This is a genomic window from Adlercreutzia aquisgranensis, from assembly GCF_943193145.1.
Classification (GTDB): Bacteria; Actinomycetota; Coriobacteriia; order Coriobacteriales; family Eggerthellaceae; genus Xiamenia; species Xiamenia aquisgranensis.
In genome coordinates, this window is record NZ_CALPDA010000014.1 from 59,595 (window position 1) to 82,975 (window position 23,381).

Genomic DNA, 23,381 nt, shown 5'->3' on the forward strand with positions numbered 1-23,381 from the left:
CATCGTAGAGGCAGAGACATCAGTTATGGCCGTTGTTCCCGGTAGCTTGAAGATAAGCAAGCCTGGCTCGCCTGGCTTGTCTGGACGCAAAAGCTCAGACGGAACATTCACTCCCTCGAAAAATGTCCCAAGACCCCCCCTCAAGCATGTGGTGCGCCAGACGTCATGATCGGGGAGAGGGCCTGAAGTGTATAGCTTTGTCAGTTGATCGCAGTCGTAGAGGTTGGGCATCACGCCCGAGGTGTCGAAGGAAGACAGATCCAGGGAGACCAGGGAGTCACAACCATCGAACATCCGAGACATGTCCGTCACGGCCGAGGTGTCGAAGGAGGACAGGTCCAGGGAGGCAAGGGAGCCACAACCAAAGAACATACTAGCCATGTCCGTCACGGCCGAGGTGTCCAGCCCCGAAAGATCCGCCTTCTCTATCGCGCTCTCCTCAAACATCCGTTGACAATCACGCGCTTCCACCCCAGGTTCAATCTTAACCGCGTTATAAGCAAACTGCGACCACGGCCATGGGTATCTAAGATCTTGACCAATAAAAATGCTCGCCACCCATCCCGCGTCCTTTATCGGCCTAATAACAAGGCACCCAGTGTCATCAATCTGCCACTCGCATGTGCCGCATATATCCCAGCCCTCCGAAGGCTGCAGCTCTTCGGCATACGCAAAGCCGTCAGCGCTTCTCCCCTCCAACGAGACTACTGGTCCCACGCATACCGCCATCACTCCGCAGGCTATCAGCGCAATGCAAGCACGCAGAACCATCCTGACTTTACCTACTACCACGTCCTTCTCCTTTCTCCGTAACGCTTACGCTACTCAACCCTCCAGAGAGCCTTCAGGTCCACGCTTGATGATATCGATGATGCGGATGAGCGAATCAATCTCGATAACCCCTCGCGCTGAAACCACCTGGCTTCCCTCCTTAACCGTCGGTTTAACGTCTTCAAAAATGAAAATCTGACGCCCCTTGCTGTTTACCGCCACCGTAAAGCGCCCGTGGGCAATCGCGTTCCTCAAGTGATAGAAAAAACTCATCCAAGCGCTATCGTTTCCGTCGCCCCGGATTCTGACGAACACGGCGAGCTGCCTGTCTATATTCCGATAGAATTCATCCTGCATACCTTCTCCCACCAAGCATTCTTCCAAATCCTTTGGCATGCAATTCTTTAGAGAAAGCGATAGCTTTTTGGTCACCTTCTCCTGCAGGACTTTCTTCAGATTTCCGTTAGCAAAGGGCCTTTTTCCCCACAACGACTCAATGGAAACTCTTCTTGCGCTCTGATGAAGACATGGTGACTCGATTAGAAAAAAAGTAGCAATGCGTTCCCATTCTGAACTTGAGAGGAATCCCTCAGGCAAAGGGGCGAGCCATGCAGGCACGCATTTCGAAAGTACAGGCATACTGCTCCCATCGTCGACAAAAGCAGCATCGCGCGTGCTGCCTCCGCTTTCCTCGCTCTGCAATCGCTTAGAGTCTATAGTCACTTTCTCCTGAAAAGGTGCGCACCTTTTCAGATGGTCGCACGGGGATAATGTGCGCTGTTGTTTATGCGCGACGTCCGACGTGCCCTTTTTCGCGGTGGCTTAAAAACTATCCAGTACAGCTCTCTGTGCTTCCATGATGCTAAGCTAACGGGTGCTTACGGATTCCGAGCACCGCACAACAGACAGCAGCGCCCGACACCGCCCGAGCGAAAGGCCAAGCATCTTATGACCGTCCAACATAAAACGCCCTACGAGATACTGGCCTCGATGCTTAAAAACGAGTGCGGCATGACGAACCTGGACACGGCCCAGATCCTGCTGTCGTCGCGGCCTTCCTTCGACGGGCGCAGCGCCGTGCAGCGCGCTTCCGAGAAGACGTGGCTTCTGCGCTACATCGTGCATGCCGAGCCGCCGTACCTCAACCCCGACCTCTTCGCCGACCTGGAGCTCTCCGTGCCGCGGCTGGTGTCGCGCATGAAGGGCAAGCGCTCACGTGGACGCAGTCCCCTTACGAACGCAGACATCGTGCGCCTGGTGGCTGAGCGCTACGTCTCCCCCATGGCCCAGGCCGTGGCCGCCTACGGGCGCGACGAGACGCTGCTCGCAAACGCCGTCGCCCGCATAGCCTGCGATGGCGACATCGCCGACAGCGACAAGGCGGAGCAGATCATGGCGCTTATGGTATGGGCTGCCATCAGCGCGGACGGCGCGGCGGCGGTGCGGGAGATGGAGCGCTTCAGCACGGCCATCAACGCGCCGAGTCCCCTCACCCCTCCTCGAACGACCCCCCCCCCTGATCGATATCGTCCCTCCGGAGCGTTCGGACGGCGCCTTCACCCTGGGGCTTGTTCGCCTGAAGGACGGCATGCTGTGCGGCGATACCGTCTGGCTGCATCCCGACAGCGACGGGGCCCTGGTAAGCTCCATGCGCGCGAGCGATCCCGAGGGCAATGCCACGGTGATCAACAACGTAGAGGCCGACGTCTCCTCCATGCACGCCCGCATTCGCTACAGCGGAGCGGACGGTTGGACCGTGGTGGGTCTGGGGTCGCGCAACGGCACCGTCGTTCGCCGCGCTACGGGATCCCAGACGGTAGTGGTAGAGCCGCCGCGAGACGAGACCCCGGGCGACAGCTCCGCGACGGCCGGTGAAGCCGCGCCCGTGCCCATTCTCCCCGGCGACACCATAGTCTTCGCCAGCAGCACCGTCTACTGCGTGCTGGCCCATCCCGCCATAGGTCGCGCTAACGCTCGGTAGCCCCCCTCCAGGGCTCTCCGCCCCTGGGGGCAGGAATCCACGCAACGGAAAAGGGGCCGAAACCCTTAGGTCTCGGCCCCTGGCATCATGCTATGCGCTTCGCAGCGCTTGCGGCTTTCCCGCCCTTGCAGCCCTTAGGCCTCGTCGTAGAGCGACACCAGCTTCTGCAGGTGCTCGTAGCGCGCCATGGCGTCCTGCTCGCTTTCGGCGAACAGCTCCTCGGCCCGCTCGGGGAACTCGCGGGTCAGGCGGCTGTAGCGCGCCTCGTTCATGAGGAAGTCGCGGTAGCCGCCGGCGGGCGCCTTCGAGTCCAGCACGAAACGCTTGCCCGCGGGAGCCGCCGGGTTGAAACGGAACAGGTTCCAGTAGCCGCACTCCACGGCCTTCTTCATCTCCTCCTGGCAGTTCTTCATGCCGCCCTTGATGGAGTGCATCTCGCAGGGCGAGTACCCGATGATCAGCGACGGGCCCGGGTAAGCCTCGGCCTCCTGGATGGCCTTGATGGTCTGGGGCAACTTCGCGCCCATAGCTACCTGCGCCACGTACACGTAGCCGTAGGCCATGGCGATCTCGGCCAGGCTCTTCTTCTTGATGGACTTGCCCGCGGCCGCGAACTGCGCCACCTGGCCGATGTTGGACGACTTGGAGGCCTGGCCGCCGGTGTTGGAGTACACCTCGGTGTCGAACACGAACACGTTCACGTCCTCGCCGGAGGCAAGCACATGGTCCAGTCCGCCGTAGCCGATGTCGTAGGCCCAGCCGTCGCCGCCGAAGATCCACACGCTCTTCTTGGTGAGGAACTGCTTGTTCTCAAGAATGCCGCCGGCAAGCTTGGCCGCCTCGCCCGCGCCGTTCGCCACGGCCTCAAGCTGCGCCACGTACTCGGCAGCAGCGGCTTTCGAAGCGTCGGCATCGGAAAGGCTGCCCATCCACGCCTGGGCCGCACCCGCCAGCGTCTCGGGCACGCCCTCGCAGGCCAGCAGCGCCTCGGTGTCGGTCAGCACCTTGTTGCGCACCGCCTCGTAGCCCAGCAGCATGCCCAGGCCGTGCTCGGCGTTGTCCTCGAACAGCGAGTTGCTCCATGCAGGGCCGTGGCCGTCCTTGTTCACCGTGTAGGGCGACACCGCCGCCGGACCGCCCCAGATCGACGAGCAGCCCGTGGCGTTGGCGATGAACATGCGGTCGCCGAACAGCTGGGTGACCAGGCGCGCGTAGGAGGTCTCGGCGCAGCCGGCGCAGGAGCCGGAGAACTCCAGCAACGGCTGGCTGAACTGGCTGCCCTTCACCGTGGCGTCGATGAGCTCGGGCTTGGGGGCCACCTCGGCCACGCAGAAGTCGAACACCTCCTGCTGGCCCATCTCGTCGCGGGTGGGCTTCATGGTCAGAGAGTTGGTGGGGCATACGCCGGCGCACACCGCGCACCCCATGCAGTCCAGGGGCGACACGGCCATGGTGAACTGGTAGCCGGCCGCCTGGGCCGCCTTGCCCTTGGCGGGCACCAGCTTGGTCTGAGCCGGGGCCGCCTGGGCCTCGACCTCGGACAGAGCGAAGGGACGGATGGTGGCATGGGGGCACACGTAGGAGCACTGGTTGCACTGGATGCAGGTGGAGGGCTCCCACTCGGGCACCGTCACGGCCACGCCGCGCTTCTCGTAGGCGGCAGCACCCTGGGGGAACTGGCCGTCGGCGTAGTCCATGAACGCCGACACCGGCAGGCTGTCGCCTTCCATGCGGCTCACGGGCTCCATGATGTCGCGCACCATCTTCACCAGTTCGGGGCGGCCGGCCAAGGGGGCAAGGGTGGCCTCGTCCTCGGCGTCGGCCCAGTCGGCGGGCACGGCCACCTGATGGAAGGCCGTGGCGCCGACGTCGATGGCACGGTGGTTCATGTCCACCACGTCCTGGCCCTTCTTCAGGTAGGACTTCGTGGCCGCGTCCTTCATGTAGCGAATGGCGTCCTGGGAGGGCAGCACGCCGGCCAGAGCGAAGAAGGCGGACTGCAGAATGGTGTTGGTGCGGTTGCCCATACCCAGCTCGATGGCCAGGTCGATGGCGTTGATCAGGTACACCTTCACATCGTTGGCAGCAATGTAGCGCTTGGCCGCCGCGGACAGGTGCCGACCCAGCTCCTCGTCGGTCCACTGGGCGTTCACCAGCAGCGTGCCGCCGGGCTTCACATCGAACACCACGGGGAAGTTCTTCTCGATGTAGCTGGGGTTATGGCAGGCGACGAAGTCGGCCTTGTTCACGTAGTAGGCGCTGCGGATGGGGCTGTCGCCGAAGCGCAGGTGCGACACCGTCACGCCGCCGGTCTTCTTCGAGTCGTACTGGAAGTAGGCCTGCACGTACTTCTCGGTGTGGTCGCCGATGATCTTGATCGAGTTCTTGTTGGCGCCCACGGTGCCGTCGCCGCCCAGACCCCAGAACTTGCACTCGATGGTGCCCGCCGCCGCGGTGTTGGGGCAGTTCTTATCCTCGGGAAGCGACAGGTTGGTCACGTCGTCCACGATGCCGATGGTGAACTGGCGCGGCAGCGCGTCGCCGGCCAGCATGTCGTACACGGCGAAGGCGGAGCTGGGCGGGGTGTCCTTGCTGCCCAGGCCGTAGCGGCCGCCGGTCACCTGGATGTCGGCGCGGCCTTCGATGGCCAGCGCGTTCACCACGTCCAGGAACAGCGGCTCACCGATGCTGCCGGGCTCCTTGGTGCGGTCGAGCACGGCGATCTTGCGCACGGTGGCAGGCAGCGCCGCAACGAACTTCTCGGTCACGAAGGGACGGTACAGGCGCACCTTCACCAGGCCCACCTTCTGGCCCTGGGCGCACAGGTAGTCCACCACTTCCTCGCACACGTCGCAGAAGCTGCCCATGGCCACGATCACGCGGTCGGCATCGGGCGCGCCGTAGTAGTTGAACAGCTTGTAGTCGGTGCCCAGCTTGGCGTTCACCTTGTCCATGTACTCTTCCACCACGGCCGGCAGCGCGTCGTACACGCCGTTGCAAGCCTCGCGGTGCTGGAAGAAGATGTCGCCGTTCTCATGGCTGCCGCGCATGGCCGGGTGCTCCGGGTTGAGCGCATGGGCGCGGAAGGCGGCCACGGCGTCCATATCGCACATCTCGGCCAGGTCGTCGTAGTCCCACACGGCCACCTTCTGCACCTCGTGGGAGGTGCGGAAGCCATCGAAGAAGTTGATGAAGGGCACCTTGCCCTTGATGGCGGACAGGTGCGCCACGGCGGAGAGGTCCATGATCTCCTGCACGTTGCCCTCGGCCAGCATGGCGAAGCCGGTCTGACGGCAGGCCATGACGTCGGAGTGGTCGCCGAAGATGTTGAGCGCGTGGGTGGCCACGGTACGGGCCGACACGTGCAGCACGCACGGCAGCTGCTCCGCGGCGATCTTGTACATGTTCGGGATCATGAGCAGCAGGCCCTGGGAGGCCGTGTAGGACGTGGTGAGCGCGCCGGCAGCCAGCGAGCCGTGCACCGTGCCCGCAGCGCCGCCTTCGGACTGCATCTCGCACACCTTCACCCGCGTGCCGAAGATGTTCTTCTGACCTGCGGCGGACCACTGGTCAACCAGGTCGGCCATGGGGCTGGAGGGGGTGATGGGGTAGATGCCGGCAACCTCGGTGAACGCGTAGGACACGTAGGCCGCAGCGTTGTTGCCGTCCATCGATTTGAAAGCTCTCGCCATAGTCACTCTCCTTTTGAAGTGGATTGCACGGGTCATTCTAGCAGCGGGCCCGCACGCAGCAGCCGCCAGGGGAACCCAAGCTGGCAAACGCCGCCCGCCCGAAGGCAAGCGGCTCTCGCTCGCACCCCCGCACTCCCCCGCCGCCGACGTGCAGGAGACAGTGCACGAGAGAGGGGTTCCGCACGATTTTCCGCAGAACATGCCCCTCATGCGCTGTCGCCCCACCCTCAAGCGGTCCGCAAGCAGCGAAGGGCTTGCCGTGCGCTACTCCATCATGCCTTCGGCGCGCAGGATCTCCACTATCAGGTCGACGTCCTCGCCGTCCAAGGGCTGCACGGGCTCGCGCATCTCGTTGGTGTTGAACACGCCCATCTGCCACAGGGCCGTCTTGAACGCGCCCACGCCGGCACCGAAGCCTACCGTGGCCTTGACGCGCCGGGTAACGAACATGAGCCGCGCCAGATGGTCCTGCAGCTCCTTCACGCGCGCCCAGTCCTTGTCGCAGGCGGCGCGCCACATCTCCACATAGCTGTAAGGGTCCACGTTGGCAAGGCCGGGCACCGAACCGTCGGCGCCGGCCAGGTAGGCCCCGTCCACGCACACCTCGTGGCCTGTCAGCAGCTGCAGCGGGTGCCCCGCCTTCTCGTTCTCCAGCAGAAGCCAGCGGAAGGCCACGTCGTCGCCCGAGGAGTCCTTCACGCCCTGCAGCACGCCGTCGGCGCCCAGGCGCACCAGCATGGTGGGGTCCAGCTTGGTGTGCACGCACACGGGCAGGTCGTAGGCGAACAGGGGCAGGTCGGTGTACTCGCGGATGGCGCGGAAATGGCGCTCGGTCTCCTTCGGGCCGCCCAGAGCGTAGAAGGGGGCGGTAGCCACCAGGGCGTCCACGCCGTAGCTGGCGGCGCGCTTGGCCTGGTCGACCACGCGCATGGTCTCCATGTCGATGATGCCGGCCATCACGGGCACGCGCCCGTTCACCACGGCCACGGCCTCCTGCAGCACGTGGTAGCGCTGGGCGTCGGTGAGGAAGGCCACTTCCCCGCTGGAGCCCAGGAAGAATAGGCCGTCCACGCCGGCGTCGATCATGCGGTTCACGGAGCGCTGGAACGCGTCGAGGTCCAGCTGCTTCTTCTCCGTCAGCGGGATAACCACCGGCGGGATGACCCCCTTGAACGGGGAGTTCAGATTCGGCTCTGCCACAGGGCACTTCCTTTCGTCAAGACGTAAGCGAGCCCCGCGAGGTGCGGGGCCCGAAGATGCATAACGCTACAGCCTACTTCCCAAGATCGGGGTGAAGCAGCGAGGGCGCCGCCCCCAGAAGCAGACGGGTGTAGTCGTCCTTGGGGTTGTTGAACACCTGCTCGGCCGAGCCGCGCTCCACGGCCTGGCCATGGTTCATAACCACGATGCGGTCGGAGATGTAGCGCACCGTCTGGATGTCGTGGCTGATGAACACCATGGAAAGCCCCAGTTCCTTCTTCAGGTCGGTGAGCAGGTTCAGAATCTGGGCGCGCACCGACACGTCCAGGGCGCTGGTGGGCTCGTCGGCGATGATGGCGTCGGGCGAAAGCGCCAGGGCGCGGGCGATGGCCACGCGCTGGCGCTGGCCGCCGGAGAGCTGGCCGGGCAGGGCCTCCATGACCGAGCCGGGCAGGCCCACCATCTCGATGAGGGAGTTCACGCGCTTCTCGCGCTCGTCCTTCGTGCCCACGCCGTGCACGTTCAGCGGGTCGATCAGCTGGTCGTGCACCGACATGCGCGCGTTCAGGGCGGTGGCCGGGTCCTGGAACACCACCGAGATCACGCGGCCGATCAGCCGGCGCTGGGCGGCGGAGCGCTTGGTCACGTCTTCGCCCTTGAAGTACACGGTACCGCTGGTGGGCTGCTGCAGACCGCACATGATGTTGGCCGTGGTGGACTTGCCGCAGCCGGACTCGCCCACGATGCCTAGGGTCTCCCCCGGCATCAGCCGCAGGGTGAGGTCTTTCACCGCCTGCACCTTGTTGGGGTGGAACAGCGAGCCAGTGCGGGTGTTGAACACCACCGACACGTTGTCCAGAAAGATGATCGGCACGGTGCCGTTGATCTCGCCGGCGGGACCGGTGGACACGTCGCCCGGCCCCAGGGACGGGTCGCGCTCTTCCACGGCGGCCGTCGTCTCGTTGGTTACGGTATCGCTCATAGCAACTGACCTCCTGGCACGTAGGCTCCGATCCCCAACTTCGCCAAAGCGGGCTCGATGCCCAAACGCTCCAGCTCCTCATCGGGAAGCTCGCCGTAGTAATGGTTGGAATTGGGCACGTGCTTGAGCACGGGACGCACGTCGGACACGGCGTCGGGATGGCTGGAACGCGGCCGGAAGCGGTCGCCTGCGGGGAAGTCCTTCGGCGAGGGCACCGATCCGGGCACCTGGTGCAGGCGGTCGCCGCCGGCCTCGATGGACAGCACCGAGCCCAGAAGGCCGCGCGTGTACTCGTGGATGGGGTGGCACAGGATGTCGTTCACGCCGCCCTGCTCCACCACCTGGCCGGCGTACATGACCGTGATGGAGTTGGCCACCTCGGCCACCAGGGCCAGGTCGTGGCTGACGAACACCATGGCGAAGCCCAGCTCCTTCTGCAGGTTGTTCAGAAGGTCGATGACCTGCTTCTGCACCGTCACGTCCAAAGCGGTGGTGGGCTCGTCGGCGATGATGACCTTCGGGTCGCGGGTAAGCGCCATGGCGATGAGCACGCGCTGGCGCTGGCCGCCGGAGAGCTCGTGGGGGTACGAATCCAGCGTGCGCTTCGGGTCCAGGCCTACCAGACGCAGCAGGTCCTCGGCGTCGCGGGTGCCGCCGCGCTTGGTCAGCTGCTTCATCTGCGAGCGGATGAGCATGCTGGGATTGAGCGAGGAGAGCGCGTCCTGGTAGATCATGGCGATCTCGCGGCCTCGCAGGGCGTTCATCTGCTTCTCGTCAAGATCGAGCAGGTTCTGCCCCTTGTACAGGATCTCTCCGGAGATCTGGGCGCGCTTGTCAAGAAGTCCCATGATGGCCAGGCTGGTGATGGACTTGCCGCAGCCGGACTCGCCCACCAGGCCCATGGTCTGATGGGGCCGCACCACGAAGCTCACGTGGTCGACCACGTTCACGTCGCCGTGGCGCGGGAACTTGATGCACAGATCGCGCACTTCCAGGATGGGCTCTTCCTCGGTATGGGCTTGGAAGCGGTCGGTGCGCTGCTGCTCGATGGCGGCCAGCTGCGCCAGGCGCTTCTCCAGCATCTCGGCCTGGGCCGCGTAGGCCAGCGTGGGGTCGGCCACCAGGCGGTCGGCCTCGCGGTCGGTATTCAGGTCCGAGTCGCTCGCCTTCACCGGCGCCTTGGGCGCGGCGGCCATGGCGTCGGTCATGCCTTCGGACAGGATGTTCAGGCACAGCACCGTGATCATGATGGCAAGGCCGGGGAACGTCGCCTGCCACCACTGGCCGGCAAGCACGCCGGCGCGGGCGTCAGCCAAAATGTTGCCCCAGGTGGGAGTAGGCTCGGGGATGCCAGCATTGATGAACGACAGAGACGCTTCGAACACGATGGCGTCGGCCACCAGCACGATAGTGAACACCATGACCGGAGCGATGCAGTTGCGAACCACGTGCTTGATGAGGATCCACGGTGCGCGCGCGCCGCTCACCACCACGGCCCGCACGTAATCCTGGCCGTACTCGCTCACCACGTTCGCCCTCACCACGCGGGCGATCTGCGGAATGTAGAGAAAGCCGATGGCGAAGATCAACGACGGCAGATTGTTGCCGAACACGGTCACGAACACGCAGGCCAGGGCGATGCCCGGGAAGGACATAATGACGTCCATGCAGCGCATGATGACTTCCGAGACGCCCTTGCGCGACACCGCGGCGATGGAGCCGAAGATCGAGCCGCACACCAGAGCCAGCGCCGTGGCCAAAAGGCCGATGGTCAGCGAGTAACGCGCGCCGTAGATCATGCGCGAGAGCACGTCGCGGCCCTTGTCGTCGGTTCCGAAGGGGAACTCGAAGCTGGGCGCCTGGCGGGCCATGAAAATCTCCAGCGGATCGTGGGGCGCCACCAGCGGGGCGAAGATGGCAGCAAGCACCAGCAGAAGCAGAACGACCAGCGAAACGCGGGCGCCGCGGGACATGGACTTCCACGCACGGAAGCGCACGCGTCCGGCGTTGGCCTCCAGTTTCGCGGTAGTTCCTTCGCGAAGTTTCACCATAGCTACACCGTCCTAATGCGCGGATTGATGAGGATGTAGAGCATGTCCACCACGATGTTGATGATGATGAACGCCACGGCCACGGTCACGGTCACGCCCTGCACCAGCGTGGGATAGTTCGACTGCACGCCCTGCAGGATGGTCATGCCCATACCCGGCAGGTTGAAGATGACCTCGATGACCACCGCACCGCCGATCAGGTAGCCGATGCGCAGGCCCAGTACCGTGACCGGCGTGATGAGCGCATTGCGCAGCACGTTGCGGGCCACCACCGTGTGGTACGGGATGCCGGCGCCGATGGCGGTGCGCACGTAGTCCTTGTCAAGCTCCTCCACCATGGCGGTACGGATGACGCGAGTGAGGCTGCCGGCCACGGGCACGCCCAGGGCGAAGGCCGGCATGATGATGCGGGCCAGGTAGCCACCGGGATTCGCGAAGAAGTTGGGCAGGTCGCCGGAGGCCGGGAACATCTGCAGCGTAGAGGTGAACAGCAAGATGAGCAGAACCGCCAGCCAGAACGAGGGCGTAGCGATGCACAGGATGGAAAACACGCGGATGACCTGGTCGGGCCACTTATCACGGTACACCGCCGAGATAATACCCAGGATAACCGCAATCACCACGGCAATGATCAAACCGATGAAGGTGAGCTGCAGCGTGATGGGAAGAGCTGCGGCCACGCGGTCCATGACCGGGTTCTGGGCCGGGCCGTAGGTGCCCAAGTCGCCTTGGAGCAGCCCCAGGAGAAACTGTCCGAACTGAACGATCCACGGCTGGTCGAGTCCGTGCTGCTGGCGGTAGGCGTTGATGGCTTCGGGGCTGGCGCTTTCACCAAGGGCCGAATAGGCCGGATCGATCGGAGAGAACGACATGATGAAGAACACGAGCAAAGCCACGCCGAACACCATGATGGGCAGCGCGATCAAGCGCTTGCCGACCAAACGGAGAAGGTTGTTCACCGGGCATCCTCCTTTCCAAAGGGTTCCGGCTGCCTCACCCAGCCGCTGAAAACACGGCCGCAGGCGCAGCGGCGGCCGTCACTAACCGGCAATTATAGCCCATCGACCACCCCTGCGGCTAGGCTTGGGCTACGGAAAGAAAACGCTACGGCAATTCCATAGGAAGCATCACCAAAGGGTTATCTTTTTGCAGATAGATAGGCAAAAAAGGAGACGGCGAGCCACCGGAGCAGCCCGCCGTCTCCCAGACGGCGCTTACATTCAAGAATGGGACACCCTTACAGGGGCGCCACGTCCAGGAAGCGAAGGCCCGTGGTACCGATAGCCTCGAAGTCCTTCACCATGTCGTTGTAGAAGGCGGTAACCACCTGGCGGTGCACCACCGGGTACAGCGGCACTTCCTCGGACAGCACGTCGAAGCACTGCTTCCACAGCTGCTTCTGCTCCTCGCCGGAAGCCTGGAAGGCCTGGTCCATGAGCTGGTGCAGCTTCTTGTAGCCCTCGGAGCCCTTCCACATGGTGCGCTCCTGGGTCCAGGTGTTGTCGCCGTACCACCAGTTCATCAGCAGGTCGGGGTCGGTGCCGAAGCAGCCCGGGTCGCCAGGGGCCAGCACCACGTCGAAGGGCGGGATGCCGTCGGCAGCGGGCTTAGTGCGGTCGGAGTACAGGGCGCCGGAGGCCATGGTGTTGATGGAGGCTTCGATGCCCAGGTCCTTCAGGTTCGACTGGATCTGCGGGGCCATGGCCACGATCCAGCCGGCATCGGTGGTGTCGAGCTGGATGGACAGGTTGGACACGCCGGCATCCTTGAGCAGCTGGGCCGCCTTGTCCTTGTCGTACTTGTAGTCCACCGAGGCGGCGCCCGTGTAGTCCTTATGGGTGGCCGGCAGGAACGAATCGGGGCGCGTGGCCACGTCGGGCAGCGCGTTCATGATCATCTTGTCGTAATCGATGGCGTAGAGGAAGGCCTGGCGCACACGAACGTCGTCGAAGGGCTTCTTCTTGGTGTTGAACATCATGAAGCCCACGGCGAATCCCATGGCCTGCTCAATGACAGCTCCGTTGGAGGACGCCTGGGCGATGAGGTTCGAGGGCACGTTCTCCATGATGGCCGTGGTCTTGTCGGTAAGCGACGAGGTACGGGCCGTGTCGTCGATGATGATGTCGTAGGTGAGCTTGGTAGCCAGCGCCGGGTGCTGCCCGTTGTAGTTGGGGTTGGGCAGGAAGGTGATCTGACCGCCGTCCTGGCCGTTGACCTGATCGTACATCCACGGACCGGAGCCGATGGGCTTCTTGGTGAGCTCTTCGTCGGAAGCGTTCTGGGGAACCACCAGGATAAGGGGCAGGCGGCTCTTAAGCATGTCCACGGACACCGGCATGGTGGTGGTGATGGTGACTGTGGAGGCGTCGGTGGCCTCGACCTTGCTGATGAACGACAGCATGGGGGCGTACAGCGAGCCGTCGGCTCCCACGGTGCGCTCGTAGCTAGTCTGCACGTCGGTGGCGGTGACGTCGGTGCCATCGGAGAACTTGGCGCCCGAGCGCATCTTCACCACGAAGGTGGTGTCGTTCTCCTGAGTGGGCTCGCCGTCGGCCAAGGCCGCGTAGGGGGTCATGCTGGCCATGTCGAGCATGTACAGACCCTCGACCACGTTCCAGTTGGTGCCCACGCCCAGGCCGGTGGAGTTGTTCAGGGGCAGGAAGTTCTCGGTCTGGTAGCTGGCCGAGCAGCGGATCTCGGTGCTGCCGCTGCCGCCCTGGCTGCTAGAGCCGCCATCGCCGCCGCAGCCGGACAGCCCCAGGCCAGCCACGGCTGCCAAGGCAGCCCCGGTGGCGAAGAACGAACGGCGCGACAGAGCGGGACCGTTGAAATGCTGTGCCATAGGATTCCCTCCATTCAAATTGATTGAGGCCTCAAGCCCCAACATCGATGCGCCGCCGGGACGCCGGCCCTTCACCGGTGCGAAAAGCCCGCTTGCCGCAGATGCGCATAACAGCATTGCCCATTATCGCCGAAACAGATCGGTGAATGAACCAGAATTTTTGCTTTTCTCCTTCTGTAAGCATGTCGTTACGAAGGTCAATCCGTCAAGTAACCGATACATTACTTTCAAATTTCGCCCTAGCCCAATCCTTTCAGGTCTGTCAAAATCACTGCGGATTGAAGGGAGGTCCTATGACGCAAGAGGATCTGGCATTGCAGGACGCGCGCGAGTGGATTCGCGGGCAATTGGACACCTGCTGGAAGTTCTGGCTTGAACACGGCATGGACGAGGAGTTCGGCGGCGTGTACACGTGCCTGGACCGCGAGGGCAACGTTTACTCCACCGACAAGAGCGTATGGATGCAGGGCCGCTGCGGCTGGACCTTCTCGTACCTATGCCACGTGTACGGGCAGCGTCCCGAGTGGATGGCCGCCGCGAAGAGCTGCCTGGACTTCATGGAGGAGCACTGCATCAACCGGCAGGCCGACGATCGCATGTACTTTACCGTAACCGCCGAGGGGCGCCCGCTGCGCCAGCGCCGCTACTGCTTCTCGGAGGGCTTCTACGCCATCGCCAACGCCGAGTACTACGGGCTGACCGGCGAGAAGGTGTACCTGGAACGCGCACGCCGCGCCTACAAGATGATCCACGACCTGAACAACGGCCTGATCGAGGACCCCACGGGGCTGGGGCCGAAGACCATCGCCGAAACCCGCTCGGGCCGCGCCCTGGGCGACCCGATGATCTTCCTGAACATCATCGGCATCATGCGCCGCGTGGACCCGGAGCACACGGCCGAGTACGACCTGCACGCCCACGAGTGCACCGACCGCATCGTGAACGAGCACTACCGCCCCGAGCTGGGCTGCACCCTGGAAAACGTCAACGACGAGGGCGAGCCTGAGCTATGGTACACCTCCGGACGCATGGTGAACCCCGGACACGATATCGAGTGCAGCTGGTTCATGATGGACGAGGCCAACTACCGCGGCGACAAAGAGCTGCACATGATTGCCGAGCATATCTTTCGCCAGGCCATCGAGGCTGGCTGGGACCAGGAGTTCGGCGGCCTTCTGTACTTCATCGACGCCCAGGGGCTTCCGCCCGAGGCCTACGAGCACGACATGAAGCTGTGGTGGCCCCATAACGAAATCATGATCGCCAGCCTGAAGGCTTACCGCGACACGGGAGACGCCTACTACCGCGACTGGTTCCTGAAGACGCTCGACTACTGCAAGGAGCACTTCGCCGACCCGGTCTACGGCGAATGGTACGGCTACCTGCGCCGCGACGGCCAGCCCACCATGCCCCCCACGAAGGGCTCCACCTTCAAGGGGCCCTTCCACGTGCCTCGGGCCCTCATCATGAGCGACCAGCTGCTCGGCGATATCCTGGGCTAAGGCCCTGCATCATTCCGCGCGACCGCGTCACCCGCATAAACCACACCTACCATGAAAGGAATGCAGACGATGGAATACCTCGGCATCCCCTACAGCGTGCGCAACACCCCGGTGCTCGACCCCGATTTCATCCCCTTCGGCATTTGGGCCAAGGCCTACCTGGTGGAGGCCGACCACCCCATCGCCATCGCCGTGGAGCGCGAGGATGGACTCATCAGCGTGCGCGAGAGCTTCATTCGCGGCCCCGAATTCGCCGAGGCGAACTTCCGCTACGTGGAGCGCCTGGTGAAGTTCACGCTGTGGAGCAAGGGCGGCTTCCGCGTGTACCTGAAGGGCGCCGACGACATCGCCGAGAAGCTGGCGACGGCCTACTCGCCCGACGGCGAGCGCTGGTTCGACTACCAGTTCGTGGGCGACGTCTACGAGAAGCCGCTTGAGGTCATCGCCTGCACCGACGAGACCTTCCCCGCCGCCAACGAGTCAGCCAAGGCTATCGGCGGGCACCTGAAGGGCTGCCGCATCGGGTTCGACGCCGGCGGTTCCGACCGCAAGGTGTCGGCGGTCATCGACGGCGAGCCGGTGTACTCCGAAGAGGTGGTGTGGTTCCCGAAGATCACCGAGGATCCCGAATACCACTTCAACGAGATCGTGACCGCCTTCAAGACCGCCGCCTCCAAGATGCCGCGCGTCGACGCCATCGGCGTAAGCTCCGCCGGCACCTTCGTAGGCAACAGCCCCATGGTGGCCTCGCTGTTCATCAAGGTGCCCCGCGAGCGTCGCGACGAGGTGAAGAGCATCTACGACCGCGCCGGCGCCGAGATCGGCGACGTGCCGCTGGTGGTGGCCAACGACGGCGACGTGACGGCGCTGGCCGGCTTCATGTCCACCGGCGAAGGCGACATCCTGGGCGTGGCCATGGGCACGAGCGAGGCCGTGGGCTACGTCAACGACGAGGGCAACGTGCTGGGTTGGATCAACGAGCTGGCCTTCGCCCCCGTAGACCTCTCCCCCGACGCTATGCAGGACGAGTGGTCCACCGACTTCGGCGTGGGCTGCAAGTACTTCAGCCAGGACGCCGTGATCAAGCTGGCGCCCCGTGCCAACATCGAGCTCGACCCCGAGCTTTCCCCTGCCGAGAAGCTGAAGGTGGTGCAGGCCCTGGCCAACGACGGCAACGAGGACGCGCTGAACATCTACCGCTCCATCGGCTGCTACCTGGCCCATACCCTGGTGCTCTACAGCATGTTCTACAAGATTCGGACCCTTCTGGTGCTGGGCCGCGTGGCCTCCGGCGACGGCGGAGACCTGCTGATCAGCGAATGCAACCGCGTGCTGCGCGAGGAGCATCCCGAACTGGCGTCCCAGATCACGGTCACGCTGCCCGACGAGAAGATGCGCCGCGTAGGCCAGTCTGTAGCCGCCGCCAGCCTGCCGGCGCTGTAAGGCAAAGCCCGTGCCCGAGCTCGCGCCAGGACGTTTCGCGTCCGCGCTCGTGCGAAACTGCGCGCGGCACCCCCCTTCCGTTGAAGGCGTCGCGATTTCCCAAGTAAAAGCGCAAAGCGAAGGGCCCGGTTTGCCGGGCCCTTCCTGTTATCGTCTTTCGGAATCGAGGCGCTGCGGCTACAGCAGCCTGCCGCGAAGCACTACGGCGCGAATTTCGAGCGTCTCCTTGTCCAGGAGCACCGCGTCAGCCGCATGCCCCGGCTCCAGGCTCCCGTAGCGGTCGTCAACGCCGATGCAGCGGGCGGGGTTTTCCGTCGCCGCCTTCACGGCGCTGTGCAGCGGGATGTCCATGTCCTTCACCGCCACGTACAGGCAGCGCATAAGGTCGCTCACCGATCCGGCCAGGTTGCCCGCCTCGATGGTGGCCACCGGGCCCTTCACGGTCACGTCCTGGCCGCCCAGGTCGTAGACGCCGTCGGCCAGGCCCGCCGCCCGAAGCGTGTCGGAGATGAGCACCATGCGCTCGTCGCCGAACAGCTTGAAGGCCAGGCGCACCATGGCCGGGTGGATATGCACGCCGTCGGCGATGATCTCGGCCGTCACGTCGTCGCGCTCGGCGGCGGCGGGGATGGGGCCGGGCTTGCGGTGGTGCATGGGGTCCATGGCGTTGAACAGGTGCGTGAGATGCTTCGCACCCAGGTCGAAGGCGTGGGCCGCATCGTCGTAGGTTGCGGACATATGGGCTAGCGAGATGCGCACGTCGTCGTGGAGCGCCTCTATGAACTCGTCGGCGCCGTCCACCTCGGGGGCGATGTCGATCAGCTTGATCAGGCCGCCGCTGGCCTCCTGCATGCGCCGAAACGCCTCCACGCTGGGCACCTGAACGTACTCGGGGTTTTGGGCGCCAACCTTCGTGGGTGCGATGAAGGGCCCCTCCATGTTGATGCCCACCAGATCGGACTCGTTCCAGGCCGGTTCGTAGGCAGCCGCCGTGACCAGCGCTTCGGTCAGCACCGACTCGGGTAGGGTCATGGTGGCGGGGCACAGGGCCGTAACGCCGCGGGACGCCTCGTAGGAGCCCATGGCGTGCAGTCCCTCCATGCTCCCATCGCTTACATCACCCATGTTCGCCCCGTGGAAGTGGATGTCCACAAGACCTGGGATCACGTAGCAGCCGCTCGCATCCAGAACAGCGCCTTGCGCATCGGGGAAGCGATCGGCCACCAGGCCGTCCTTCAGGTAAACATCCCTGGGGGCGAAACCTTTCGAACCGTACACCTCGCCGCCCTTGATGGCCTCCACCACAGCGCCCGGGCGAACCCCCGACACCGTGCTGTCCCCGTCCGGCGAGCCGAAAACGGCGTCGAGCTCCTCGGCGCTGGCATGGCTTACGCGCACCTCACCGGAACGGGCAGCCACCTCCGCTGCGGACGCAGCGTCCAAAGTTCGCTCGTCGCGGTCCACATCGGCCTCGACGGCGCGCTCGCGCTCGAAGTGCTCGGCCCGCCCGTAGACGTCCTGGCTCTTGTCGTCCTCGGCATCGCCCGAGGACAGGTTCACGTTTACTTTCCTGACTGCTTGCATTTGGCACCAGCTTCCGAATCAACGATGATCGTCACGTTGGGATGCAGCTGCAGCACCGAGGCGGGAACCTCGGGCGTCACCGGGCCGTTCACCACTGCGTCCACGATGTCGGCCTTGTCGGCACCGCTGACCACCATGAGCACCTTGCGAGCCTTCATGATGGTGCCGATGCCCATGGTGTAAGCCTGGCGCGGCACGTCGTCGGCGGAGTCGAACAGGCGGCTGTTGGCTTGGATGGTGCTCTCGGTGAGGTCCACCACATGGGTGTCCACGGGAAAATGGTCGCAGGGCTCGTTGAACCCGATGTGGCCGTTGTGGCCCAGGCCCAGCAGCTGCAGGTCTACCCCGCCGGCCAAGGCGATGGCCTGCTCGTACTCGGTGCAGGCCTTCTGGGCGTCAGGCTCGGCGCCGTTGGGCACATGGGTGCGGTCGGGGTCGACGTTTACCAGGTCGAAGAGATTCTTCTGCATGAAGTAGCGATAGCTCTGGTCGTGCTCGGGGTCAAGGCCGCGGTACTCGTCCAGGTTGAACGTGGTGACGTCGGCGAAGCTCACCAGGCCGTCGTCGTAGTCCTTGACCAGCTGGGCGTACAGCCCGATGGGGGTAGACCCCGTGGCAAGGCCGAGAACGCTTCGGGGGTTCTCCGTCACCTGGGCCGCGATCACGTCGGCGGCGGCACGGCTCATGTCCTCGTAGGTTTCGGTGATGACCAGTTCCATGCATTCCTCCAAATCTCAAGACCGTTCAGCGCATTTGCGCTGGGGAGACTTTACCACGTAGCGCCGCGACCGCCCGCCGCAGCGCCCGACGGTCGCGAAATTGCAACAATAGGCAACCGCCCCCAGGCGAAGCCATGCCCCGCCACTCAGGGTGCGCAAACGCCAGCGGGGGCGCCCCCGTAGGTGCGCCCCCGCTGAAAGTCTGAAGGTAATGCGGCCGCCTTACAGGCCCAAGGCCGCCTTCACATCGGCGTAGACCACGGCCTGGTCGCGATCGCCGTCGATGGAGACCAGCGAATCGCAGCCGCGGTAGTAGTCGATGAGCGGAGCCGTGGACTTCTCGTACACGTCTAGGCGGTTGCGCACCGTGGCCTCGTTGTCGTCGTCGCGCTGGTACATCTCGCCGCCGCACTTCGGGCAGGTGGCGCCGTCGGCCACACTGCCGATGTAACCGCACTCGCGGCACATGCGACGCGAGGTCAAACGACCCACGATGACCTCGGGATCGACGTCGATGAGCAGGGCGGCATCCAAGGGACGGCCCAGCTTGGCCAGCTCGGCGTCCAGGGCCACGGCCTGGGCGGAGGTGCGGGGGAAACCGTCCAGGATGAATCCGGCCTCGGTATCAGGCTCCTGCAGGCGCTCCTCCACCAGCCCGATGATCACGTCGTCGGGCACCAGGTCGCCAGCGTCCATGAAGGACTTCGCCTTCTGGCCCAGCGGCGTGCCCGCCTTTACCGCAGCGCGAAGCATGTCGCCCGTGGAGATATGCGGCGTGCCGAATTCCTCGACCAGCTTGGCCGCCTGGGTACCCTTGCCGGCGCCGGGTGCCCCGAGCAAAACGATGTTCATAATCCCTATCCTTTCGAGATTGCCCAAAACCTTGGCGATTTGGTTATTGTAGCAAAGCACCCTTGGCCGCATGCGCGCTTCAAGAGAAAGACAGCACCCTTTAGATACCATGAGGGCAAAAGCAAAACGGCCGCCGGCACCCGAAGGGCCGACGACCGCCTGCGAACCGCGCAACAGGCTTTGCCGCGCAGAAACTACTTGAAGAAACCTTCGTAGTTGTGCATCTTCAGCTGGCTTTCCACCTTCGACATGGTGTCGAGCGCAACGCCGATCATGATGAGAATCGACGTGCCGCCAAAAGCCTGGATCAGCTGATTGCCCGTAAAGTAGAACAGCATAGAGGGCACCACGGCGATCAGCGCGATGAAGATGCCGCCGGGCAGCGTCACCCGGTGCAGCACGTTCTTGATGTAGGTAACCGTGGCGGACCCAGGACGCACGCCGGGGATGAAGCCGCCCTGCTTGCGCAGGTTGTCCGACGTCTCCTCGGGGTTGAACACCATTGACGTGTAGAAGTACGCGAAGAACACGATGAGCACGATGGTGAGGATCCAGTTCACCCAGCCGGTGGAGATGGCGTTGGCGAACGCGTTCAGCCAATCCACGTTGAACAGGGCCGCCAGCTGCGCCGGAAAGTAGATGAGGCAGCTTGCGAAGATGATGGGGATAACGCCGGCGGCGTTCACCTTCAAGGGGATGTAGGTGGACTGCCCGCCCATCATCTTGCGACCCTGCACGCGCTTGGCGTAGTTCACCGGGATACGGCGCTGGGCGCGCTCGATGAAGATGATGGCCGGAATGCAGGCGAGCACCACCACCAGGATGAGCAGCGTGACCGCGATGCCCATGCCGGTATCGGCCGTCAGGTTCACCGACGAGAAGATAGCGGAGGGCACGCGCGACACGATGCTCAGGAAGATGATGAGCGACATGCCGTTGCCCACACCGCGCTGAGTGATGAGCTCGCCCATCCACATGATGAGCGCCGTACCCACCACCAGCGTGAACACCACCAGGATGTCGGTGATCCAGCCAGGCACCGCATCGGTGAACTGCACGCCGTACTGCGGCGACTTGAACAGCAACAGATAGCCGATGGCGTTGATCAGGCCCAGGCCCAGCGTCAGGTAGCGGGTCACCTGGGTGATCTTGCGCCGCCCAGGCTCGCCTTCCTTGGCCCAGCGTCCTACGGCGGGGATGACGCCCTGCATCAGCTGCATGATGATGGACGCGGTGATGTAGGGCATGATGCCCAGCGAGAACACCGAGAAGTTCGAAAGCGCGCCGCCGGTGAACAAGTCCAGCATGGCCATGGACACGCCCTGGTCCTGGAACGACGTGGCGAACTGGTTGAACGGGATACCGGGCACCGGCACGTAGGCGCCGAAGCGGTACAGCGCAAGGATGCCGAGCGTGAACAAGATTTTCTTGCGCAGCTCGGGAACCTTGAACGCGTCGATGATGGAGCTTAGCAAGGCTCTTCGACCTTTCCTCCAGCCGCCTCGATCTTGGCCTTGGCGGAAGCGGACACTTTGTCAACCTTGACCGTCAGGGGCTTGGTGATCTCACCGTCGCCCAGCACCTTCACCAGGGCGTCGGCATGCTTGATAATGCCCTTGGCCTTCAGGGACTCGCCGTCCACCACGTCTCCGGCCTCGAACTTCGCGTCCAGGCGCTTCACGTTGACAGGCAGGTACTCCACGCGGTTGAAGTTAGTGAACCCGGGCAGCTTCGGCAGACGACGGGCCAAGGGGGTCTGGCCGCCCTCGAAGCCGTTGGACTTGCCGCCGCCAGCGCGGGACTTCTGGCCGTTCATGCCGCGGCCGGAGGTCTTGCCCTTGCCCGAACCCGGGCCGCGGCCCACGCGCTTACGGGTCTTGCGGCTTCCCTCAGCCGGACGAAGATCGCACAATTCCATTGTTCAACGCTCCTTTGAATCGCTTCCCGGCATCCCTTTCGCCGGGCGCTGACAGCTCGCCGTCAGCAAACTTCCATTACGCAATGAAACGATTGCGTGCTGTTGCGCACGCAATCGCTCATTATAACCAAAAACCTGCAGGGGCGAGAGACTTAGATCTCTTCCACATTCACGAGGTGCTTCACCTTGAACACCATTCCGCGGACGGAAGGGTTGTCGGGGAGCTCCGCCGTGCGGCCGATCTTGCCCAGGCCCAGAGCGCGAAGCGTGCGACCCTGCTTGTAGCTGTAGCCGATCTGGCTCTTCACCTGGGTCACGCGCAGCTTCTTCTCGTCAGCCATTACTTCTGCTCCTTCCAGCCGTAGATCTCGCCGATCGTCATACCGCGGCGCTCGGCAACATCCTGGGGGCTCTGCATGCTCTTGAGGCCCTCGGCGGTCGCCTTGACCACGTTCATGACGTTGTCGGAGCCCAGGGACTTGGTCAGCACGTCGGAGACGCCGGCCAGCTCCATGACGGCACGAGCAGCGCCGCCGGCGATAACGCCGGTACCAGGAGCCGCGGGCTTGATCAGCACGCGGGCGGCGCCGAACTCGCCGACGATCTCGTGCGGGAGCGTCTTCTCCTCGGTCAGCGGCACGGAGAACATGTTCTTCTTGGCGTCCTCGGTGCCCTTCTTGATGGCGATCGGCACTTCCTGGGACTTGCCCATGCCCACGCCCACGCGACCGTTGCGGTCGCCCACCACGACCAGGGCGGTCAGGGCGAAACGGGTGCCGCCCTTGACGACCTTGGACACGCGGTTGATGTAGACAACGCGCTCCTCGAGCTCGGGGGCCGCGGCTGCCTCTTGCTTGTTGTTACGAGCCATAAGACACATACCCCTTCTAGAATACCAGGCCTGCTTCGCGGGCGGCGTCGGCCAGAGCCTTCACGCGCCCGTGGTACAGGTTCCCGCCACGGTCGAACACGATAGTAGTGATGCCGGCATCCTTGGCCTTCTTGCCGGCGATCTCGCCCAGGGCGGCCGCGCCCTCGACGGTAGCACCGGACTTGCCGGTGGCCTTGAAGTCGGGGCCCAGGGTGGACACGCCCAACAGCGTCTTGCCCTCGACGTCGTCCACGAACTGGACGTACAGGTTGGAGTTGCTGCGGGTGACGCACAGGCGCGGACGGGCGGCGGTACCGGAGATCTTGCCGCGCACGCGACGATGGCGACGGGCCAACGCAGCTTGCTTTTTCTGAAGCTTGTTCATGATTATCCCTTCAATCGCTTACGTTGCGGCCCGAACTAGTCGCCCTTGGCGGCCTTGCCCAGCTTGCGACGAACCATCTCGCCCTCGTAGCGGATGCCCTTGCCCTTGTAGGGCTCCGGCTTGCGCCACTTGCGGATGTTCGCGGCAACCTGGCCGACCTGCTCTTTGCTGGGGCCGAACACGACGATCTCGGTCTGGCTGGGCACCGAGAACGTGATGTTCTCGGGAGCCGGGATAATCACCGGATGGGAATAGCCCAGCGACAGCTCCAGGTCGGTGCCCTTGAGGGCGGCACGGTAGCCAACGCCCACCAGCTGCAGCTTCTTGGAGAAGCCGGTGTGGACGCCCTCGACCATGTTGCTGATCAGGGTGCGCACCAGCCCGTGGTAGCTCTTCGCCTCACGGGAGTCGTCGGGGCGCTCGACGACGACGTCGTCGCCTTCGCGCTTGATGGTCATAATCTCGGGGAAGCTGCGGGTCAGCTCTCCCTTGGGACCCTTCACCGTTACGGTGTTGCCGTCGATGGTCACATCGACGCCGGCAGGAATGGCGATGGGCTGTTTGCCGATACGAGACATGTCAAACCTC

Annotated in this window: 20 protein-coding genes and 1 pseudogene; 3 read left to right on the forward strand and 18 right to left on the reverse strand. The window is 64.0% G+C overall.

The features are described 5' to 3' along the window. Positions 1-237: 237 nt before the first annotated feature. The 3 genes and pseudogenes from NFR41_RS10605 to NFR41_RS09355 form a co-directional block, all read right to left on the reverse strand. Positions 238-771, reverse strand: a pseudogene (locus NFR41_RS10605) (BspA family leucine-rich repeat surface protein); the annotation flags it as partial. A gap of 54 nt (positions 772-825) precedes the next feature. Continuing rightward, the gene (locus NFR41_RS09350) at positions 826-1,494 is read right to left on the reverse strand and encodes a hypothetical protein (protein WP_251231636.1); all 669 of its coding nucleotides are present in this window, start codon (positions 1,492-1,494) and stop codon (positions 826-828) included. 578 nt (positions 1,495-2,072) lie between these two features. Beyond that, positions 2,073-2,264 (reverse strand): hypothetical protein, encoded by a 192-nt coding sequence (locus NFR41_RS09355; protein ID WP_251231637.1) that lies wholly within the window; start codon positions 2,262-2,264, stop codon positions 2,073-2,075. 95 nt (positions 2,265-2,359) lie between these two features. On the opposite strand from NFR41_RS09355, the gene NFR41_RS09360 reads away from it, so the two are divergent. Continuing rightward, positions 2,360-2,752: an FHA domain-containing protein gene (locus tag NFR41_RS09360; protein WP_251231638.1), complete on the forward strand. Its 393-nt coding sequence runs from the start codon at positions 2,360-2,362 to the stop codon at positions 2,750-2,752. Positions 2,753-2,886: 134 nt separating this feature from the next. Here NFR41_RS09360 and nifJ read toward each other — a convergent pair whose 3' ends face one another. From nifJ to NFR41_RS09390, 6 genes are all read right to left on the reverse strand, one after another. Further along, complete coding sequence (nifJ, locus tag NFR41_RS09365; RefSeq protein WP_251231639.1) at positions 2,887-6,444, reverse strand: pyruvate:ferredoxin (flavodoxin) oxidoreductase; 3,558 nt, start codon at positions 6,442-6,444, stop codon at positions 2,887-2,889. A gap of 264 nt (positions 6,445-6,708) precedes the next feature. Beyond that, positions 6,709-7,644, reverse strand: a complete 936-nt coding sequence (locus NFR41_RS09370; protein WP_251231640.1) for a dihydrodipicolinate synthase family protein — start codon at positions 7,642-7,644, stop codon at positions 6,709-6,711. 73 nt (positions 7,645-7,717) lie between these two features. Further along, the gene (locus tag NFR41_RS09375; protein ID WP_251231641.1) at positions 7,718-8,626 is read right to left on the reverse strand and encodes an ABC transporter ATP-binding protein; all 909 of its coding nucleotides are present in this window, start codon (positions 8,624-8,626) and stop codon (positions 7,718-7,720) included. Next, positions 8,623-10,677 carry a dipeptide/oligopeptide/nickel ABC transporter permease/ATP-binding protein gene (locus tag NFR41_RS09380; RefSeq protein WP_251231642.1) on the reverse strand — a complete coding sequence of 685 codons (2,055 nt, stop codon included), beginning with the start codon at positions 10,675-10,677 and terminating at the stop codon, positions 8,623-8,625. The genes NFR41_RS09375 and NFR41_RS09380 overlap by 4 nt, the downstream gene beginning before the upstream one ends. A 2-nt stretch (positions 10,678-10,679) precedes the next feature. Further along, positions 10,680-11,636: an ABC transporter permease gene (locus tag NFR41_RS09385; RefSeq protein ID WP_251231643.1), complete on the reverse strand. Its 957-nt coding sequence runs from the start codon at positions 11,634-11,636 to the stop codon at positions 10,680-10,682. A gap of 278 nt (positions 11,637-11,914) precedes the next feature. After that, positions 11,915-13,519, reverse strand: a complete 1,605-nt coding sequence (locus NFR41_RS09390; protein ID WP_251231644.1) for an ABC transporter substrate-binding protein — start codon at positions 13,517-13,519, stop codon at positions 11,915-11,917. A gap of 293 nt (positions 13,520-13,812) precedes the next feature. Between NFR41_RS09390 and NFR41_RS09395 the strand changes: the two genes are divergently transcribed. Together NFR41_RS09395 and NFR41_RS09400 are read left to right on the forward strand one after the other, a co-directional pair. Then, a complete protein-coding gene (locus NFR41_RS09395) occupies positions 13,813-15,021 on the forward strand; it encodes an AGE family epimerase/isomerase (RefSeq protein ID WP_251231645.1) in 1,209 nt (402 codons plus the stop codon). A gap of 69 nt (positions 15,022-15,090) precedes the next feature. Further along, positions 15,091-16,464, forward strand: a complete 1,374-nt coding sequence (locus NFR41_RS09400) for an ROK family protein (protein ID WP_251231646.1) — start codon at positions 15,091-15,093, stop codon at positions 16,462-16,464. A gap of 177 nt (positions 16,465-16,641) precedes the next feature. Here NFR41_RS09400 and nagA read toward each other — a convergent pair whose 3' ends face one another. The 9 genes from nagA to rplF form a co-directional block, all read right to left on the reverse strand. Beyond that, entirely contained in the window at positions 16,642-18,048 is a 1,407-nt protein-coding gene (gene nagA, locus NFR41_RS09405) for an N-acetylglucosamine-6-phosphate deacetylase (protein ID WP_251231647.1), read from the reverse strand. Beyond that, positions 18,027-18,767, reverse strand: coding sequence for a glucosamine-6-phosphate deaminase (nagB, locus tag NFR41_RS09410; protein ID WP_251231648.1), 741 nt, complete (start codon positions 18,765-18,767; stop codon positions 18,027-18,029). Before nagB ends, nagA begins: the two co-directional genes overlap by 22 nt. A 222-nt stretch (positions 18,768-18,989) precedes the next feature. Continuing rightward, the gene (locus NFR41_RS09415) at positions 18,990-19,619 is read right to left on the reverse strand and encodes an adenylate kinase (protein WP_251231649.1); all 630 of its coding nucleotides are present in this window, start codon (positions 19,617-19,619) and stop codon (positions 18,990-18,992) included. A 194-nt stretch (positions 19,620-19,813) separates the two neighbouring features. Beyond that, positions 19,814-21,094 (reverse strand): preprotein translocase subunit SecY, encoded by a 1,281-nt coding sequence (secY, locus tag NFR41_RS09420; protein WP_160212786.1) that lies wholly within the window; start codon positions 21,092-21,094, stop codon positions 19,814-19,816. Then, the gene (gene rplO / locus NFR41_RS09425) at positions 21,088-21,537 is read right to left on the reverse strand and encodes a 50S ribosomal protein L15 (protein WP_160212787.1); all 450 of its coding nucleotides are present in this window, start codon (positions 21,535-21,537) and stop codon (positions 21,088-21,090) included. The genes secY and rplO overlap by 7 nt, the downstream gene beginning before the upstream one ends. Positions 21,538-21,689: 152 nt before the next feature. After that, positions 21,690-21,878: a 50S ribosomal protein L30 gene (gene rpmD / locus NFR41_RS09430; RefSeq protein ID WP_160212788.1), complete on the reverse strand. Its 189-nt coding sequence runs from the start codon at positions 21,876-21,878 to the stop codon at positions 21,690-21,692. After that, positions 21,878-22,408, reverse strand: coding sequence for a 30S ribosomal protein S5 (rpsE, locus tag NFR41_RS09435; RefSeq protein WP_160212789.1), 531 nt, complete (start codon positions 22,406-22,408; stop codon positions 21,878-21,880). Before rpsE ends, rpmD begins: the two co-directional genes overlap by 1 nt. Before the next feature lie 16 nt (positions 22,409-22,424). Further along, positions 22,425-22,793: a 50S ribosomal protein L18 gene (rplR, locus tag NFR41_RS09440; protein WP_160212790.1), complete on the reverse strand. Its 369-nt coding sequence runs from the start codon at positions 22,791-22,793 to the stop codon at positions 22,425-22,427. A 35-nt stretch (positions 22,794-22,828) separates the two neighbouring features. Beyond that, positions 22,829-23,371, reverse strand: a complete 543-nt coding sequence (gene rplF / locus NFR41_RS09445) for a 50S ribosomal protein L6 (RefSeq protein WP_160212791.1) — start codon at positions 23,369-23,371, stop codon at positions 22,829-22,831. Positions 23,372-23,381 lie beyond the last annotated feature (10 nt).